This window comes from Paraneptunicella aestuarii (genome assembly GCF_019900845.1).
Lineage (GTDB): Bacteria > Pseudomonadota > Gammaproteobacteria > Enterobacterales > Alteromonadaceae > Paraneptunicella > Paraneptunicella aestuarii.
In genome coordinates this window covers 3,447,447-3,464,342 of the sequence record NZ_CP074570.1, presented here as the reverse complement: position 1 = coordinate 3,464,342, position 16,896 = coordinate 3,447,447, and the positions used below count along the sequence as shown (strand labels likewise).

The 16,896-nt window shown below is 43.5% G+C and carries 18 protein-coding genes and 1 tRNA gene; 8 read left to right on the top strand and 11 right to left on the bottom strand.

What is annotated here, in order from left to right:
- The first annotated feature begins 42 nt into the window (after window positions 1-42).
- Window positions 43-783: a glutathione peroxidase gene (locus tag KIH87_RS13140; RefSeq protein WP_232358321.1), complete on the top strand. Its 741-nt coding sequence runs from the start codon at window positions 43-45 to the stop codon at window positions 781-783.
- A 481-nt stretch (window positions 784-1,264) separates the two neighbouring features.
- On the opposite strand, the gene KIH87_RS13135 is transcribed toward KIH87_RS13140, so the two are convergent.
- Entirely contained in the window at window positions 1,265-2,170 is a 906-nt protein-coding gene (locus tag KIH87_RS13135; RefSeq protein WP_232358320.1) for a LysR family transcriptional regulator, read from the bottom strand.
- Between the two features lie 121 nt (window positions 2,171-2,291).
- On the opposite strand from KIH87_RS13135, the gene KIH87_RS13130 reads away from it, so the two are divergent.
- Genes KIH87_RS13130 through KIH87_RS13115 form a run of 4 tightly spaced genes read left to right on the top strand, consistent with a single transcriptional unit; the run spans window position 2,292 to window position 6,201 of the window.
- On the top strand, window positions 2,292-3,512 hold the full coding sequence (locus KIH87_RS13130) for an acyl-CoA dehydrogenase family protein (protein WP_232358319.1): 1,221 nt from the start codon (window positions 2,292-2,294) through the stop codon (window positions 3,510-3,512).
- The gene (locus KIH87_RS13125) at window positions 3,509-4,354 is read left to right on the top strand and encodes an SDR family oxidoreductase (RefSeq protein ID WP_232358318.1); all 846 of its coding nucleotides are present in this window, start codon (window positions 3,509-3,511) and stop codon (window positions 4,352-4,354) included. The genes KIH87_RS13130 and KIH87_RS13125 overlap by 4 nt, the downstream gene beginning before the upstream one ends.
- A complete protein-coding gene (locus KIH87_RS13120) occupies window positions 4,347-5,495 on the top strand; it encodes a phosphotransferase family protein (RefSeq protein WP_408635746.1) in 1,149 nt (382 codons plus the stop codon). Before KIH87_RS13125 ends, KIH87_RS13120 begins: the two co-directional genes overlap by 8 nt.
- Window positions 5,496-5,499: 4 nt before the next feature.
- Entirely contained in the window at window positions 5,500-6,201 is a 702-nt protein-coding gene (locus tag KIH87_RS13115; protein ID WP_232358317.1) for a histidine phosphatase family protein, read from the top strand.
- An 87-nt stretch (window positions 6,202-6,288) separates the two neighbouring features.
- Here the strand turns inward: KIH87_RS13115 and KIH87_RS13110 are convergent, their stop codons facing one another.
- From KIH87_RS13110 to KIH87_RS13080, 7 genes are all read right to left on the bottom strand, one after another.
- On the bottom strand, window positions 6,289-6,675 hold the full coding sequence (locus tag KIH87_RS13110) for a hypothetical protein (protein WP_232358316.1): 387 nt from the start codon (window positions 6,673-6,675) through the stop codon (window positions 6,289-6,291).
- A gap of 167 nt (window positions 6,676-6,842) precedes the next feature.
- Window positions 6,843-8,576: an SDR family oxidoreductase gene (locus tag KIH87_RS13105; protein WP_232358315.1), complete on the bottom strand. Its 1,734-nt coding sequence runs from the start codon at window positions 8,574-8,576 to the stop codon at window positions 6,843-6,845.
- Between the two features lie 140 nt (window positions 8,577-8,716).
- Window positions 8,717-9,991, bottom strand: a complete 1,275-nt coding sequence (locus tag KIH87_RS13100; protein WP_232358314.1) for an APC family permease — start codon at window positions 9,989-9,991, stop codon at window positions 8,717-8,719.
- Between the two features lie 245 nt (window positions 9,992-10,236).
- Complete coding sequence (locus KIH87_RS13095) at window positions 10,237-10,980, bottom strand: M48 family metallopeptidase (protein WP_232358313.1); 744 nt, start codon at window positions 10,978-10,980, stop codon at window positions 10,237-10,239.
- Window positions 10,970-11,365, bottom strand: a complete 396-nt coding sequence (locus KIH87_RS13090; RefSeq protein ID WP_232358312.1) for a TM2 domain-containing protein — start codon at window positions 11,363-11,365, stop codon at window positions 10,970-10,972. The genes KIH87_RS13095 and KIH87_RS13090 overlap by 11 nt, the downstream gene beginning before the upstream one ends.
- Window positions 11,366-11,380: 15 nt before the next feature.
- Window positions 11,381-11,605, bottom strand: coding sequence for a membrane protein insertion efficiency factor YidD (yidD, locus tag KIH87_RS13085; protein ID WP_232358311.1), 225 nt, complete (start codon window positions 11,603-11,605; stop codon window positions 11,381-11,383).
- The gene (locus KIH87_RS13080; RefSeq protein ID WP_232358310.1) at window positions 11,598-11,819 is read right to left on the bottom strand and encodes a DUF4177 domain-containing protein; all 222 of its coding nucleotides are present in this window, start codon (window positions 11,817-11,819) and stop codon (window positions 11,598-11,600) included. Before KIH87_RS13080 ends, yidD begins: the two co-directional genes overlap by 8 nt.
- 374 nt (window positions 11,820-12,193) lie before the next feature.
- On the opposite strand from KIH87_RS13080, the gene KIH87_RS13075 reads away from it, so the two are divergent.
- Window positions 12,194-13,726: a hypothetical protein gene (locus KIH87_RS13075; protein ID WP_232358309.1), complete on the top strand. Its 1,533-nt coding sequence runs from the start codon at window positions 12,194-12,196 to the stop codon at window positions 13,724-13,726.
- Window positions 13,727-14,054: 328 nt separating this feature from the next.
- On the opposite strand, the gene KIH87_RS13070 is transcribed toward KIH87_RS13075, so the two are convergent.
- Window positions 14,055-14,198 (bottom strand): phage integrase N-terminal SAM-like domain-containing protein, encoded by a 144-nt coding sequence (locus tag KIH87_RS13070; RefSeq protein ID WP_232358308.1) that lies wholly within the window; start codon window positions 14,196-14,198, stop codon window positions 14,055-14,057.
- 342 nt (window positions 14,199-14,540) lie between these two features.
- On the opposite strand from KIH87_RS13070, the gene KIH87_RS13065 reads away from it, so the two are divergent.
- Together KIH87_RS13065 and KIH87_RS13060 are read left to right on the top strand one after the other, a co-directional pair.
- Entirely contained in the window at window positions 14,541-15,113 is a 573-nt protein-coding gene (locus tag KIH87_RS13065) for a hypothetical protein (RefSeq protein ID WP_232358307.1), read from the top strand.
- A complete protein-coding gene (locus KIH87_RS13060) occupies window positions 15,100-15,483 on the top strand; it encodes a hypothetical protein (RefSeq protein WP_232358306.1) in 384 nt (127 codons plus the stop codon). Before KIH87_RS13065 ends, KIH87_RS13060 begins: the two co-directional genes overlap by 14 nt.
- 86 nt (window positions 15,484-15,569) lie before the next feature.
- On the opposite strand, the gene KIH87_RS13055 is transcribed toward KIH87_RS13060, so the two are convergent.
- A tRNA-Ile gene (locus tag KIH87_RS13055) sits at window positions 15,570-15,646 on the bottom strand.
- A gap of 206 nt (window positions 15,647-15,852) precedes the next feature.
- Window positions 15,853-16,737, bottom strand: coding sequence for an NAD(P)-dependent oxidoreductase (locus KIH87_RS13050; RefSeq protein WP_232358305.1), 885 nt, complete (start codon window positions 16,735-16,737; stop codon window positions 15,853-15,855).
- Window positions 16,738-16,896 lie beyond the last annotated feature (159 nt).

The following is a 16,896-nucleotide window of genomic DNA, read 5'->3' as shown; positions in this document are numbered from 1 at the left end:
AAACCTATTCAATTTAATTATCCGTTTTTAGAGGAAGTGATTATGAGTCAGAAATTACAAAACAGAGAAGGTCAAGTTGTACCGCGTGTCGTGTTTAAAATCCGAGACAACAATGAATGGAAATTGCGTACAACCGACGACATTTTTAACGGGCGCACAGTGGTTTTGTTTTCTTTGCCGGGCGCTTTTACCCCAACCTGTTCATCTACCCATTTGCCACGTTTTAACGAATTGGCAGACACCTTCAAGCAAAATGGTGTTGATGAAATTGTCTGTGTTTCCGTAAACGACACCTTTGTTATGAACGCTTGGGCAGCCGATCAGGAATCAGACAATGTGACATTGATCCCTGATGGCAATGGCGACTTTACACGAGGAATGGGGATGCTGGTCGACAAGCAGGATTTGGGCTTCGGCGAGCGTAGCTGGCGCTATTCCATGTTGGTGAAAGATGGTGTGATTGAAAAAATGTTTATCGAACCTGATGTAGCAGGCGATCCGTTTGAGGTGTCAGACGCTGACACCATGTTGCATTACATAAATCCACAAGCAAAAGCACCCGAGCCTGTGTCTATCTTTACCAAGCCGGGTTGTGGTTACTGCACCAGAGCAAAAGCTTTATTGGATGAAAAAGGCGTTCGTTATGAAGAGATTGTATTAGGTAAAGACGCCACTTTAACCTCATTAAAGGCCGTGACTGGACGCGAAACTGTACCGCAAGTTTTCATTGGCGGTAAGCATATTGGTGGCAGCGAGGAATTGGCTGCGCATTTTGCGGAGTAAGTTTTAGTGGTTTTTGGATTATATTTGATTTGAATACTAACCTCGGGAAGCGGAAATAAGACTCTTCCTGAGGTTTAATACTCAGGTGAATGAGGCATATATTTCGTACAAAAATAGTGCTTGCAATATTAATCGTGTTTTCCTAGAATTTTTTCGCGGTTGGAAACAATCTGGATTGGCAGGCTGCCTTATTGTGGTTTGCTGGGCTGTTGCCCTTTCCTCCGCCTACTCCTTTCTATCTTCTTAAATTTTGTTTTTAGCTTAACGAATCATAAAGGGACTATATGTATTTGTTATATGCAGATGAATCCGGTACACCTGGTGGCGCAGATCAAGAGCACTTTGTTCTTTGAAAAGAAATTTGACTATTTTGGCGGAGTTCAGCATGGATTACACGTTATTGCCTGATTCTCTTTATTTTTGTAGCGTCGCTCTTCATAAATTCCAAGCTTCATAAGCTCCAAGATGGAATTACACCGAGTTATTCGCCATCATCAACGCTTTCCCATTGTTTTTGCACTTGCTCCCTAAACCACTGTAACGAAGCATCGTGGGTGGTGTTTTCATGCCAATATAAGTGAGTTTCAATATCCGGGAGTGAGAGATGTAAAGGCGTGACAATTAATTGCTCGCTCAGATTTTGTTGGGCGATGATGCCGGGCAGCGTCAACAACAGTTCACTGTTTTCTACAATTTTGCAGGCGGTTTGAAAGGTTTGGCAGCGCATCGCTATGTGTCGTATTAGCCCTTGCTGCTGCAAAGCGATATCTTCCATTACCATGCCTTTGGCTCGATTGGAGACGGCAATATGCTGTGCTTCCAGATAATTCTCTTGCGTCAGTGCGTTAGCTAAAGGATGTGCTCGTTTCATCAAAACACTAAAGGGCGCTCTGGAAAGCTGCAAGTGCTGAATAGGTGAGCCCAAGGGTTGCGCGACATCAATGGCAACATCTACCAGCCCGGCTGCCATTTCTCTTTGTAGTTTGTTTCTGTCTAGAGGCTTGCAAATAAGCGTCGCTTTGGGGGCTAATTTATGTAGCTCTGGGTATAGATAAGGAATAAATAAAGGTTCCAGCGCACTATGAATCGCCAGATTAAAGGTTTGCTCTGTGGTTGCAGGGTCAAAATCCATCAACTGTTGTAGGGTTTTTCTGAGCTGATGTAAGTTGGCGAGCAGTTGAGGTGCAATTCGACGACAAGCCGGGGTAGGTTGCATACTTGCGCCTTGACGCACAAATAGAGGGTCGTTCAATGAATCTCTTAGGCGTTTAACGGCGTGGCTTACTGCCGATGGTGTGATATTCAGAATATCTGCCGTTCGGGTCATATTCTGTTCCCGGTATAAGCTCTCGAAGACTTTCAGCAGATTTAGATCGAGTTGTTGCATTCGTTGCCTCAGTTTTCTCTTTCATTGTGAAAATGATTCATAATGGTTTCATAGTATATTTCACTCTATTCATTAACAAAAACCTTTAATATGGCTAGAGCACGTTAATACGAGACAGACGATGAATTTTGAGCATAGCGAAATATGTCAGGATTATCTGGCAAGAGTGAAAGCTTTTATGGAACAGCATGTGTTCCCGGTTGAAGCTCAGTTGTTACAAGAAAATCACAAGTTGAATGATCATGGTGACTGGCAAAAATGGCAGGTACATCCTCAGATCAATGTACTGAAAGAAAAAGCCAAGGCAGAGGGATTGTGGAACCTGTTTTTGCCGGATGTCGAGTTAGGCAAGGGACTAAGCTGCGTTGATTATGCTCCCTTGGCTGAAGAAATGGGCAAATGCATGTTTGCGCCGGAAATATTCAATTGTAATGCTCCCGACACGGGCAATATGGAAGTGCTCTATCACTTCGGCTCTAAAGCCCAACAAGAACAATGGCTAAAGCCATTGCTGGCTGGAAAAATCCGTTCTGTATTTGGTATGACTGAACCCGACGTTGCTTCGTCCGATGCCACTAACATGGCCTGTACTATCGTAGAAGACGGTGACGAAGTGGTGGTGAATGGGCGTAAATGGTGGACAACCGGCCTTGGTCATCCTAATGCCGAGATTGCTATTGTCATGGGGCTTTCCAACCCGGAAGCGGAGAAACACAGTCGCCATGCCATGGTGCTGGTGCCTTTGAATACGCCGGGTGTGAAAATTGAGCGTATGCTCACGGCCTGTAATGATTACGACGCGCCTTACGGTCATGGCGAAATGTCGCTGCACAATGTACGAGTTCCCAAGAGCAATTTGATTATGGGTATGGGTAAGGGCTTTGCGATTGCGCAAGGACGCTTGGGGCCAGGTCGCATTCATCATTGTATGCGGGCGATTGGGGCAGCAGAACGCTCTCTACAATTAGCCATTTTGCGCGGCATGTCTCGTGAAGCCTTTGGTAAGCCGATTATTAAGTTAGGTGGCAATCAGGAGCGCATTTCCCAAGCGAGAATGGCAATCGATCAAGCTCGATTATTAACTCTCAATGCTGCCTGGAAAATTGATACTTTGGGCGTGAAACAGGCGATGACCGAGATTTCTGCTATCAAAGTGGTTGTGCCGAATATGTTGCAATCAGTCGTCGATATGGCGATACAAATGCATGGTGGAGCTGGTGTAAGCGGTGATTTTCCTCTGGCCTTTTTCGCGACTATGGCAAGAACATTACGACTAGCCGACGGGCCTGACGAAGTGCATATGGGCATGGTTTCTCGACTGGAAATGAAAAAATACCTATGACAAAGACAAATCCAACACGAATTCTCATTACCGGTGGCGCCTCTGGTTTAGGTAAGGCATTAGCTCAACGTTGGGCCAGAGAAGGAGATAAAAAGGGTGGTGTGAAAATATGCATCGTTGATGTCAATGACGAGCGCGGAGAAGCGACGGCTCAGGAGTTAAGAAAGCAAGGTTCGGAAGTGCTGTATTGGCATTGTGATATTACTCGTCAAAGTGACATTGAGGCAGTACGTGATCAGGTTGTTGCCCAATGGGGTGGGGTCGATATTGTGGTTAACAATGCGGGTGTGGCAACGGGCGGTGCTCTGCAAGACGAAAGCATGGAACAATGGCAGTGGGTGTTCGATATTAATCTGTTTGGTGCGGTTCGCTTTACCCAAGTATTTGCCCCGGTATTTAAACAGCAGGGATATGGCTACTTTCTCAATGTGGCATCGCAAGCAGGCGTTACTCCTATGCCCTTAATGGGCAGTTACTGTGCGGTAAAAGCAGCGTTGGTGAGTTTTTCAGAATCCATGCGCTTGGAATTGGTTGATGACAATATCGGCGTGAGTGTGTTGTGCCCGGCATTTTTCAAAACCAATCTTCATGAATCAGTGCGTAGTGGCAATCCGGTTATGAAAGAGGTTGTGAATAAGCTTCTGGAGCGTTCCAGTGTTAACGCTGATCAAGTCGCCGATATCGCTTATAAGGCGGTTCAGAAAGGCCAATTCATGATCCAGACTCACGCTGAAGGCAAACGAGTCTTTAGTTTAAAGCGCTGGTTGCCTGAATCTTGGTACTTGAACATGATGACCAAACAAACTACCAAATTCCGTCGCAAGGGTAAAAGCAATGTCTGATAAGACTTTGGAAAAGACGAATTCAAAGAAGAGTATGGAAAATCATTCCAAGGTGCTGGATAGAGCCGGTTCGGTTCGAACTGGAGAAGAGCTTGATACTACCAGTTTTAGACAATGGCTGCGTGAGCATTATGCGGATCCGGAACAACACAGTTGGGTCAGCCCGGACATGCTGCAAGACGAACCAGTGGTGACGCAATATTCTGGAGGAGCGTCCAATTGGACATATTGTCTGAGCTACCCAGGTAAAGAATTGATATTACGTCGAGCTCCTGCGGGAACAAAAGCCAAAGGCGCTCACGACATGGGGCGAGAGTTTAAGCTGCAACAGGCGCTTAAACCGGTTTATCCCTATGTGCCTCAAATGCTGGCTTTCTGTGAAGATGAAACCGTGATTGGTGCCGAGTTTTATTTGATGGAAAAGCTTACGGGGGTGATACCTCGTAAGAATCTCCCTAAAGATATTGAAGTCGATCCAATTAGTATTAACCAAATGTGTAAATCTGTGCTGGATTGCCTGATTGAGCTGCACAGTGTTGATTATCAGAGCGCTGGATTAGAGCATATTGGTAAAGGAGCGGGTTACGTTGAAAGACAGATCGAAGGTTGGATAGGTCGCTATGAAAAAGCCAAAACCTGGAATGTCACCTCGGGAAAATCCGTCATTCAATGGTTACGTCAAAATATGCCAACCAAAGAGCGTATTTGCATTATTCACAACGATTTTCGCTTCGATAATGCCGTACTCGACCCTGAAGATATTTCTCATGTTTTAGGCATACTGGATTGGGAGATGGCGACGCTGGGCGATCCCATGATGGATTTGGGTAACACCTTGGCTTATTGGGTAGAACCTAAGGATGATTTTCTGGCACAAATGATGCGACGCCAACCGACTCATTTGACGGGTATGCTAACTCGTGATGAAGTGATCGATTATTACTGCCAGAAAATGGGGTTCGAAAAGTCAGATTTCACCTTTTATGAAGCTTATGGTTTGTTCCGATTAGCCGTTATCGTGCAGCAGATTTACTATCGATATCATCACAAGCAAACTCGTAACCCTGCCTATAAGCGTTTTTGGATCTTTGTGAATTATTTGATTTGGCGAGCGTGGAAAGTGACTCGTCAGCAAGGATAAGCGCATGGCTGTTATTTATTTGGTTCGTCACGGGCAAGCCAGTTTTGGCAAAGACAACTATGATGAGTTATCTGAGCTTGGGCATCAGCAAGCTGAAATGGTTGGGCATAGCTTAGCGGCAAAAACCCGTGCTCCCAATGTTGTTATTACCGGTACTATGTTGCGCCATAAACAAACCGCAGATAAGGCGTTACAAGCGTTTGGGGACGGAATAGGGGCGAGTACGATTTCATCCCCAGACTGGAATGAGTATGATCATCAAGCCATTCTGGGGGCCTTTGATGCTCGGCTAGCGACTCCTGCTTCCACCAAACAATACCTGGCTGATGCCACCAACCCTAAACAGCAGTTTATGCTGATGTTTGAATCGGCAATTGCCCGCTGGATGAGTGGTGAATTTGACGGAGATTATCCTGAAAGCTGGAGTGCGTTTAAGCAGCGGGTTCATGGAGGTTTGAATACATTAAGCGAGCAATTACAGTCTCAGCAAAAGGCTTTTGTGTTCACTTCTGGCGGGCCTATTTCGTTAATTTCGCAAGCCTGTTTGGGAGTCAATGACACTGAGTTGATGCGTATGAATCGTACCTTGGTGAATTGTGGTATTACCAAGATTGTGCTTTCAAAAGGTAAGCCTTATCTGGCGTCACTCAATGAGCATACCGCTTTTGAAGGGGATGATCTCAGAGAGTTTCTGACTTACACCTAAAGTGTGTTTAGGAAGATGAAGAGTAATTTAATGATTCATGATGGAGAATGAAATTTAAAATAATTCCCCATCATGAATGAGTTGAGTTTAGCCTTCTTGTTTTGAGCTTTCTTTTTCTGCGCTAGAGCAGCTTTTCTTTGAATAAGCGATTTCAATTGCTTCCATTTCGCCTTTTAAGCGAGCGTATTCCTGGGCTTGAGTGCCGTCTCCATCAAGGAAGAATAATGCTGGCCAGAACAACACTAGACCAACGCCCATTTGCACGCTGTCGTTGCTTGCAGTTTCATCGATATTTCCAGCTAACTGAGTGGCTCTGCGATTTACTCGGCGAGACTCTTCACTTAGTTGTTCACAGGAGTGATTTTCAAATTCGATTGGCGATACATAAGCCGCAGCGATATCTTTAGAATGGGATGCACATCCGCCTAGTGCTAAGGCTCCTAATACCCCTAAAGTACGGTAAATGTTTTTCATTTACGATTCCTTCGTCCAGTTTAATAAATGTAAAAAAATATTTCAGCGCACCTATAATAATGGAATTTGTCGCTTTTCCAACCTCTTTTTTACAGTTTTTAATAATATGTAAAAAAATAGAATTCTACGTTGCCTGGATAGTTTGACTTAATCGAGAGTTGCTATTTTTAATCATTAATAAACTCCGCCAGTTCCTGATAGATCGAACTTAAATGTCGTTTAATAGCCTTGCTAAATCGAGCCATGGATAAAAAGCCGTGAGTGCTGTCTTGCAGATGTATATGTTTGACTTTTATACCTGCATCTTTCAATAGTTTCACATAGGCCAGACCATCATCACGTAAAACATCGAACTCCGTTGTGACCATAAAGGTCGCGGGAGATTCAGACACATCTTCATCTAAAAGAGGGCTCACTTGCGGCAAGGTAATTTCGTCGGGTGAGTTTAGATAGCTATTACGGAACAGGTTCATCATGTTGCTGGTAAGAATGAGCCCTTGTCCGTAGAGCTTTTGCGCTTCGGATTGAAAACGAAAATCAAATACCGGATACATAATGAATTGGTAATCTGGCTTGCGTTCAACCTGGACGGAAAGCGTGTCTTGCAACGATCTTCGCCCTACTACTGCGCTAATGTAACCTCCCGCACTATCACCGCCGATACCGATACTATGGTCTGAAATTTGTAGTTCATCGGTATGCTTACAAACCCAGTTCCATGCATGAATCGCGTCAACTATAGCGGCAGGAAACGTGGCTTCCGGTGCTAAGCGATAACCGACAGAAATAACGTTGATATTACTGCTTTTGCTTAATTGGCGGCAGAAGTTGTCGTGGGTATCCAGATCGCCAATCACGCATCCCCCACCATGAAAAAACACCATGCTGGCACTGGTATGAGCGGGGTCTTGTACCGGGCGGTATATACGTATTCCTAATTGTTGCTCGTCGGTGACGGATATTCTGCGTTCTTCTACCTGAACATGGGTTTCTTCGGGCAGGCCGAGCAATGCGTCCAGCGTTTTATAAATAGTGCGCATCTGAGGTACTGGAAAACGATGTAAACCTGGGCCTGCTGCGATAAATCGACAAATCCAGTGCTGAACGGGGTCAAGCCCTTTGAAGCTTGGTCGGTTAAGAAATTGAATGGCTGGGCGACGCACAAATGTCGGCAATATTTCAGTGAGAAAATGAGTCAGCCCAAACTTAACGCTTACCGGACGATGGATTAACCAGCCGTTAATTTGGCTGATAATAGTCTCGGCAACGTCTTCTGCGACGACATCAACGCCCAATCGGCTAACGATAGGCGGAACGGCCTTCTGAGTGGCCAACATGTTGGTAGCAACGAAGGGCGGAACCACGTCACAAACGCGAATTCCGTATTCTCGCCATTCCAATGATAACGCTTCGGTAAAGGCTTTAATGGCCGATTTGGAGGCTGAATAGCTGTTAAATTCGGGTATGCCGTAAACCGTGCTGGCAGAGGACAAATTGATAACGGTGGCATTGCCTGACTTACGTAAGTAGGGAAATGCCATATGGCACAGATTGATAGTGCCTGTGATATTTATATCAATTGTTAATTTGTGATCTTGCAGGCTAACGTCTTCAAAACGACCGACTCTTAATATTCCGGCATTATTAATCAACACCGACAGGCAATCATCAAAGTGACCACAAAAATCACTGATAGCAGCCTGTAGAGCACTTACATCGGTAATATCGGCGTGATAACAATAAATTCGTTTGCTATCCCATTCCTGTGTGAGGGTTTGAAGTTGTTCGATATTTTGATCCAGAAGCCCGAGGCTCCAACCTTGCGCATAAAGCTTTTCCGCTGTCGCTTTGCCTATGCCGGAGGCCGCACCGGTAATGAATACATTCTTTAATTTCATCATGGAGGTTCCCCGTTTGCTTCTTTATATCGTTATTGAATGGCCTTGAGATCGCATAGGATTATTAGTGTTAAAGCATGAAAGTTCAAATACCTTTCGATTTTTCAACGCTATCTGAGGCCGTATATCACTATGGTAAGAGGCTATTCCGATTGTTCGAGCTGAAGTTTCTGTTGGCTACGATAACCTAGTCCATATACCAAAATGTAGGAAGCCGTGGCGATCAGAACTGCCCAAATCAGGGTTTTACCAACGATAAAGGCAAATACCATTGAGAGCAGCAATGCTGATATTGCCCATCGCTTTTCCGATTTGTGTTTAAACAGCACAATACCCGAGTAAAACGCCAAACTGTATAAAATAACGAAGACCGCATTCACCAAAGCTAATAAATCTTCTTCGCTCAAGCCAAGTGCTTGATATGCTGCAACCGCCAGCGCATATCCCACGGCTAAAAATAGCAAGGCATTGGTAGGCACACCATGTTCGTTTTCTTTGGCAATGCTCTTTGGCAGTATTTCCTGATGCGATAATGACACCATTAAACGAGCGGCTCCCATAACCCAGGCATTGTTGGAGATCACAATAATGACGATAGCGAAGATAGCTCCAAACTTGCCAACCCAGTCACCTAATCCAACGGGTAACAAATAAGAAACAATAGTGATTTTTTCCTTGATGACATCAGTGGGGGCGGCCGTTACTACAAAGAAGGCTAGCATAAGGTAGAGCAGGGCGATAACGCCAAGAGATACCCAAAAGGCTTTGCGAAAGCTGTTTACAGGGTCTTTTACATCTTTTGATATGGCGACGACATTTTCCCAACCCAAGAACGAAAAGAATCCCACAACCAGGGCACCTGCAACACCATCCCAACCATGTGGCATAAAGGGCTGTAAGCGGCTGGTTTCGACATTCGGCAGTCCAAGCAAGCAGACGATCAGCAAGATCAAAATGATACTGGCGGTGAGTATTCGTTGCCCAAGAGCAGAAGATTTCAGTGGCATAAAATTATACGCCACACTGAGCAGTAGAAAGCCGTAGGCAACGGTGGCAAAAGGCCAGCCTTCTGGAATGGCAATCAGCTCACTTAAATAGCTTGTAGCAGCCAATCCACTAAAGGGGTTGCCAATGATCATGGTTAACCCAAGCATTAACGCAGCACTTTTACCAATGGTAACACCCAGACCCGGGTAAATGATTGTTGTTATGCCGCCATGGCCGGGATAACGCCCAGCAATAATGGTGAAGGTGAGGGCAATAGGGATCGTACCGATAATTAATAAAAACCAGGCTAAAATCGATGCTGGGCCGGCTAGTTGGGCTGCGATGCCCGGTATGACCAGAATGCCAGCTCCCAGGATGGATGAAATATAGAAACCAACGAGATCGGTTGATGAGAGTTTGCGTTTAGGCATAGGTATCTGGTTTTCCAGGCGTTTTGTTATTCCGTTTGGGTTAAAGCCAACTCTCGACAACCATAAAAACCAAGTACAGCTCAGGTTTTGTATGCGAGGAAAATGAAGCTGCAGGCAACGTTTAATCACGCTTTATTTATTCGCGTTTTACTCTTTATGCTGTTTTTGTGCGCACAATATTGTACTTAAGTTGCCTGCGAGGGTAAATGTAACTCTATGGTCTATTTACAAATTTTGAATGATGATTAATGCTGTTGCATTATCTGAATGCGATCATCTAAATCAGGGTGAGTGCTCAACCAGGATTGTGAGTCGTCTTCAAACTCTTTCAACTTGCTAAAAATAGAAACAATCGCCTCGGTATTGCCATAAATCTCAGTCAACTTTTCAGATGCATAATGGTCAGCTTCCAATTCGGCATCCCTTGAATAGTTAAGTGAAATTCCAAATGTAGCACCTTGCACTAGAATATCCGATAAGGCTGATATATCACCAATAATCAGCGAAACAGTGACAGAGACAACCGACATCCCAACCAGATTTTCCATAACATGATTGTGAGTAACATGTCCTATTTCATGGAGCAAAATGGCTTCTATTTCCTGATCGTTTTCTGCCAGCTCAATCATTTTATCTGTCATTACTATAGTGCCATTGGCAAAGGCGAAGGCATTGGGTTTTTCTTCCCAGCTTTTAAATTTCAGTTGAAATTGCCTTTCGGTATCCAGGTTTTCGGTTAGCCTGGTGAAGAGGGCTTTAATTTCATTTTGTCTTTCGTCGCTTAGCTTTGAGGGTTTGAAATCTGAATCTGACAATGATTTTAAAGCTGCCTCATCGACATATTCATAAGCTTTTGCTGGCAGTGCGCTGGCAATTTGTTCGGAAAGATAGGGAACACCTACGACAAAAAATTGGTACACAGATACAGCAATAGTGAGAAGAGCGACAAGAATAATGGTTAACCAGGTGCGGTTGTCATTAATAGTCATGGTGCTTGGCTTCCTCTACTTCATTTTTCACTTCTGCCAGAAGCCGTCGCATTACGTTGTTATTGTATTGATAAACGATGCTTTGGCTTTTAAAAAGCTGCGGTAATTCAATGATGATGACAAGAAGAATAAGGAAAATGCCAAAGGTTTGGATCATCAATAAACCGATAAGCATGATTACAGCGTTAATCGCTCCACGCCCGGTATTGCCGAGATAAAAGTGATGCAACCCTGCTGCGAAAAACCAGTTCAGCACAGCATAAGTGTCTGGGTCTTTGACGCATTGCTTCTCAAGTTCGTAATAATGTTTTTTGGCTTCAGGGGGGAGTTGCGAGATCTCTTTTCTTAGCGCATCTTCTTCCTGTTGTAGAGTTTCCATGTCCATATACACCTCCGGCTGTTAAATGAGTGGGTCGGATATTTTGTGAATACAATCAGGATCATTGCAGCGCTTGATACGCTTTAATCCCAAAGAGCATCCCTTCAATACACCATATTTGGCTATAGCTTGATAAGTATATTCAGAACAGGAAGGTTCAAAATTGCATTCAATATTGAAATGCTTTTTTGAACCTCCAGTTGCCTGATATTTACGAATGCTTCGTAGAATCAGGTTTTTAACCATGCTTTCTGCCTAGTGTCACAATGATGGCTTCACGGGTCCAGAACAACATGAAACGCTTGTTTTCAATAACCTGAAATACAAGCTGCCAACCATTGGCCGCTTCTGCGTTTAACGTTGATTCCATTTTTTTTAGAGGGAGACCACTGGAGCCTAATAGAAGAGTTCCACAACCACCTTCAACGACATGTATGACTTTATATTCATCGTATTGCATGCGAGTAATCCTTTAATATTTGCTTTGTTTGAAGAGTGGTAAATATACGCTAAATATGTGAAATGCAAAGTTTAAAATGTTGAAGCTTTCGGAGGAATTGGCGTTTTTTGACGATTTTGCCTTGTATTTATCTCCATTTGGATACAGATCGTCGAAAAATTATTTTGCATTTGATTGGCTGCAAATCACCCATATTCATGCCATTGATGATATCCGCCAGCTTGTAGTGTTCAGGCAATATTTTTATAGCTGACTGATAATTCTTAACTTTAGTATGAATCAACGCATTTTTAGCCTGTAATAACGCGATATGTATTCGTGAAAATGAAACAGTCTCCTGAGATGAAATTAGCAATCAAAAATCAGGAGTGGTTATGCCTAATACCATATTAAAAGCGGGATTGAATGTTCCCGTGAATGTCGATAATGGAACATTATCTTTTAAAGACATCTACAAGAAAGAAGCCGATGCCATTGTGGTCAGTGTTATCCTTGGCTTTACTGCAACTCGTTATCATCTTGGTCAACCTTGTCAATTTGATTATGAGCGTGAGTCTCCCAATGTTCTGGAAGAAATTGAAAAAGCGGTTAACGATATTGTCAAAGTCCGTCAGCGTTATAGTGCGCTTGGTCTCAATGATGAAGCGCTTTTAGAGCATTTAAAAAGGGAGTTGGAAGAGGTTAAGACCCGAATTCGTGAAGGAGGATTAACCTATTGGGAAAGTACCAGAAGAGCGGATACTGAACGTCGTGGTGTATTGGAAGCAGACATCAAAACCATTGCGTTTGCTCTTAAAGATGAGAGTTTGGTGGCGGAAGCATCACAATTTATGAATGTGCTGGATGGTGTTTCTTATACGTTGAGTAAAATTGATAAGGACATGGGGCGTTATCTGCAAGATGGGCAATCTGTTCATGGTGGCGCAGGCGAGCTAATTAGCGGTGTTCAAGGTGGGGCTCATTCGTACTACAAAGAACGTCAGGCTATTGAACTAGAGAAAACGGCAGAAGTGGTTCAGGGGGCCAAATCTAGTGAAAACTGGGGAAAAATCTACGAAGGAAGAGGGGCGTACACAGGGGTGATTCATGACTCTGTGAATGAAGAAAAGATATTGCAGCCTACCATTCGTGTAAAAGTGAAGAATGAAAATGGTGAACGCTGGAAAGGGGATCCTGAAGGACATTATTGGCAATTAGTGGGCGCAGACTCTCCAAACTCGCAAATCAATTTATCGAACGATGTTAAAGAAGGCATGGGAACCTGGACAGCCGGCGACCCAGTGCAACAGGAAGGTAGTCATTTAGTGGGTTACGTACATGGCATGTGTTCCGCCATCCAAAAATGTCGTGAATGTGGTCCTTGGACTGAACCTTTTGAACTTTCTACTGGTAGCCAAACAACAAAAATTTCTTCTTGTTTTCCTTGTACTACCTATATGTATGCAACCGGGTTTCCACCCTCGTCTTCCCATTTAGGGCGAGGTGAGTCATGGGTTCCACCAGCCAAGGCGGCGCTCTATACGCAAACGTCTAATCAACCTGGTCAGGCGATTGCGGGTTGCGATAGTCCCTGGGTAAATGATGATTTATCTACCTGGCATCGAGACATTTACCACTATTTAAATTTAGGGTTTAGTTTCCTGAATAATTCAAATGTGAAAAAGACCTGCGTGTCTTCTGAATACACCAAGAGACTGGGTAACTATGGCTGTGTTCTGGAAAATCTGGATCTTAAACTGCAAGCTCTTCAAGCTGATGGCACAGAATCCGAGAAGAAAAAACGAGTTGCTAACCTGTTTCTTGACGCTCTGACCGTTCATGATAAAGAACAATCTCGTTTGGCGCGAGTGTTAAAACCGGCTTGCGAGATCATGAAAGACGTTGAAAGAAGAATGCTGGCTGGCTAATTGCTGATTCTTTGAATTATTGCTTTCTATTTTCATTTTTAAAGCAGATTGGATAAAGGCTGGTGGCTTGTTAGGAGCGCCAGCTTTTTTCATGACTCCAGTTTCTCAGGTTATTGAGTCTCCGGCAAACCCGGGGCGATTCAAACTCCTGTACCTAGGTTTATCAAGATTGGTCGATCTGTTCGTTACTTGAGAGAGGATCTTGATAATTGGCTTGATGGTTTTTTTAAACAAAGTCACTTGGGGGAAGCTTGAGCTTCCCAATCTCAACTATTCATTTTCTTTTACTTGGCGGTTCAGACTTAGATGGCTGAGAAATTGCTCAATCTCAGAGTTGAAGAGAGCTTTTTGGGTGTTTTAGGTCATGAAATCGAATGAAGCGCCTGATCCAGGCTAAATATGATTTTTCGGTTTGTAGGCTGTAGTGCTTTACTCTTAGTTCTGCCCGCACGGATTCAATAAACAGCGACATGTGATTCCCTTCTTCATTACAAGTATGTATATATACAAACCATAATGAAATTATGTTTATTAAGTGGTTATTATTATCCATTTTACTTAATGTGACTCTCTTTTTTTATAGGTGGTAATGATTTAACTCGTTGATATTTAAGTGGATGATTCAAATTTGCAGGGAGGTATAAATCCCAATTCTTGCTTTCCAAAATATGCCATATGAATAAGAGGCTAGTAATTTGATTTAAACTATTGCTAATATTGGGAAAATTCAAATTACTTGAATGATTGGTATGGGATTAAAAACGGGCATGCTGAAAATTCGCATTAATACAACTGTTACACATAAGGGGCAGAAATGGAGATTACTTTCCATATTGATGACAATGAATTTGAACTAGAACAGAAAGAGCTGATAAAGAAGACTTTAAAGATTAATGACCAGGATATTCAAGGTGCTTTAAACAAAATCGCGAAGGCATCGCTTACAGAATATTTAACAATGCTCGTCGAAGGTGGAATGCCAAATAGAGCAGATGAAGCAAAGCAAGATAGATTGCTTTATTTAATCCAAAGCTATTTTGCGGAGAGTCTTCCGACCGAGTCTCAGATATCAACAATTTTCCAGTTAACGCAAAGTCAAAGCAAGACACTTCTAAAAAATACAGTTTCTCGATTTAGGCATAAGTTAGACGACGTCCTCCTCAGTACAATGAAGACAGTTATCGAGTCAGCCGAGTACGCCAATGAAATGTATCTAGTTGTCATAAACTCTGATGTTGTAAAAGACGAGCTTAATATGCTCATTACGCAGAACGAGCCAACTTATAAGCCTATTACTAAGAGAAAAGGCAGTGCTGGCCAATTTGAGATCAGTGAGGACTCTCACGCACTACTTTGTCGGGAGCTGAGCCTAAATGAAGTTGAATGACATTGTTGCAGTATCGGGCTTACTGCTTACTCTCGTAACATTCCTTTTTAATCTGGCTTGGCCAAAAATTACGGAAGCTTTAAACCAGGATGAGGCTACGTCAGGGGACAGTGCAAAGAAGAGATGCCGAGAAAAAATCAATAAAACTTTATACGGAACAGTACTACCCATATTCGTTGCATTTTTTGTACTGTTCTACATCAACCTTCCTTCAGCAGTAAAGGTCATTTCGTCAAGCGAAATTGCAGTCTGGAACTTTGATGTAGATGACACTCTGTATGTTATGGTCGTTTATGCTTTAGCAGCCTTTGTCATTTTTAATGGTAGTTTGCTGTATAGGCTGTTCGTGAAACAGTCCAAATTCAAGTAAATGTTTAGTCTGCTATAAATATGCTATAAATAACTATTTAATGTAATTTTGTTAGTGTTTACTACGCTTGAATGTCTTGCTGTGAATGGTGGCCCCACCCTGACTTGAACAGGGGACCTGCCGATTATGAGTCGGATGCTCTAACCAACTGAGCTATAGGGCCATTTTGAAATGTAACGTGCTTTTTATTTGAATTGCGCCAGAACCGGTACATAAAAAACGGTGCGAAGTATAAGCAGTTTTTATTGGCTTGTCACCATTGTGCTGTTGCTGGGCTATTCAAGCGGATAAATTTGCATCAACTATGCTGTTTATTAAGGTGAAAGTTGCCGAAGTCTTTGGATTTACATCGACTTCGGCTGGTTAGCATTAGTTGTTATGTTTAATTTTCTCTAGTACAGCTATCAGGCTTGATGTGTCCCAACGACCGCCGCCTAGTGATTGTACTTCACCGTAGAATTGGTCAACCAGGGCTGTTAGTGGCAGGTGAGTGCCGTTACGTCGCGATTCGTCCAGCACTATTCCCAGGTCTTTACGCATCCAGTCAACGGCGAAGCCAAAATCAAATTCATTTTTTACCATTGTTGAAGCGCGGTTTTCCATTTGCCATGATTGTGCGGCACCTTTGGAGATAACTTCAACTACTTCGTCGGTATTTAATCCGCTGGCTTTGGCGAAGTGCATGGCTTCTGATAAGCCTTGTAATACTCCAGCTATACAGATTTGGTTGACCATTTTGGTCAGTTGGCCTTTACCTGTTTCTCCCAGGCGTTTGCACATTTTGCTGAAACAAGCGATAAGCGGTTCTGCTGCGTCGTAGTGAGCTTGTTCACCGCCAACCATGACGGTAAGGGCGCCGTTTTCAGCACCAGCTTGACCACCGGACACGGGGGCATCCAGGAATCCAATGCCTTTACTGGCGCTGATGCTCGCCAATTCTCTGGCAACGGCTGCCGAAGTGGTGGTGTGGTCAATAAAAATGGAACCCTTTCGCATGGATTGAAAAGCGCCATGCTCCCCGATTGTTACTTCGCGGAGGTCGTTGTCGTTTCCTACGCAGGCAAAAACAAAATCTGCGTTTTGAGCTGCTTCTGCAGGAGTGGTGGCAATGCTTCCCTGATATTGGTTAGTCCATTGTTGGGCTTTTGAGGAAGTACGGTTGTATACAGTTACCTGATGTCCGGCTTTGCTAAGGTATCCAGCCATGGGGTATCCCATTACGCCGAGTCCAATAAATGCGACTTTTTTACTCATGGTTTTACTATTCGGGCGTCTTGATTGCGAGTGTGGCAAAGGTAGCAGGGTTAGGGGAAAACTGCCAGATCCAGTTTTACTAGATGATTTTCAGATAAGTTATCAGAAATTAAAGGAAAATTTATTACTGTATTATGTCATAATGCGGTCAATTTTTTG

Bases quoted from the DNA above. Each gene is read 5' to 3' on its own strand.
- KIH87_RS13100 (WP_232358314.1), bottom strand. From the start codon at position 9,991: ATGCCTAAACGCAAACTCTCATCAACCGATCTCGTTGGTTTCTATATT.
- KIH87_RS13065 (WP_232358307.1), top strand. From the start codon at position 14,541: ATGGAGATTACTTTCCATATTGATGACAATGAATTTGAACTAGAACAG.
- KIH87_RS13130 (WP_232358319.1), top strand. From the start codon at position 2,292: ATGAATTTTGAGCATAGCGAAATATGTCAGGATTATCTGGCAAGAGTG.
- KIH87_RS13120 (WP_408635746.1), top strand. From the start codon at position 4,347: ATGTCTGATAAGACTTTGGAAAAGACGAATTCAAAGAAGAGTATGGAA.
- KIH87_RS13075 (WP_232358309.1), top strand. From the start codon at position 12,194: ATGCCTAATACCATATTAAAAGCGGGATTGAATGTTCCCGTGAATGTC.
- KIH87_RS13135 (WP_232358320.1), bottom strand. From the start codon at position 2,170: ATGCAACAACTCGATCTAAATCTGCTGAAAGTCTTCGAGAGCTTATAC.
- KIH87_RS13115 (WP_232358317.1), top strand. From the start codon at position 5,500: ATGGCTGTTATTTATTTGGTTCGTCACGGGCAAGCCAGTTTTGGCAAA.
- KIH87_RS13095 (WP_232358313.1), bottom strand. From the start codon at position 10,980: ATGACTATTAATGACAACCGCACCTGGTTAACCATTATTCTTGTCGCT.
- KIH87_RS13080 (WP_232358310.1), bottom strand. From the start codon at position 11,819: ATGCAATACGATGAATATAAAGTCATACATGTCGTTGAAGGTGGTTGT.
- KIH87_RS13125 (WP_232358318.1), top strand. From the start codon at position 3,509: ATGACAAAGACAAATCCAACACGAATTCTCATTACCGGTGGCGCCTCT.
- KIH87_RS13110 (WP_232358316.1), bottom strand. From the start codon at position 6,675: ATGAAAAACATTTACCGTACTTTAGGGGTATTAGGAGCCTTAGCACTA.
- KIH87_RS13090 (WP_232358312.1), bottom strand. From the start codon at position 11,365: ATGGACATGGAAACTCTACAACAGGAAGAAGATGCGCTAAGAAAAGAG.
- KIH87_RS13105 (WP_232358315.1), bottom strand. From the start codon at position 8,576: ATGATGAAATTAAAGAATGTATTCATTACCGGTGCGGCCTCCGGCATA.
- yidD (WP_232358311.1), bottom strand. From the start codon at position 11,605: ATGGTTAAAAACCTGATTCTACGAAGCATTCGTAAATATCAGGCAACT.
- KIH87_RS13140 (WP_232358321.1), top strand. From the start codon at position 43: ATGAGTCAGAAATTACAAAACAGAGAAGGTCAAGTTGTACCGCGTGTC.
- KIH87_RS13060 (WP_232358306.1), top strand. From the start codon at position 15,100: ATGAAGTTGAATGACATTGTTGCAGTATCGGGCTTACTGCTTACTCTC.
- KIH87_RS13070 (WP_232358308.1), bottom strand. From the start codon at position 14,198: ATGTCGCTGTTTATTGAATCCGTGCGGGCAGAACTAAGAGTAAAGCAC.
- KIH87_RS13050 (WP_232358305.1), bottom strand. From the start codon at position 16,737: ATGAGTAAAAAAGTCGCATTTATTGGACTCGGCGTAATGGGATACCCC.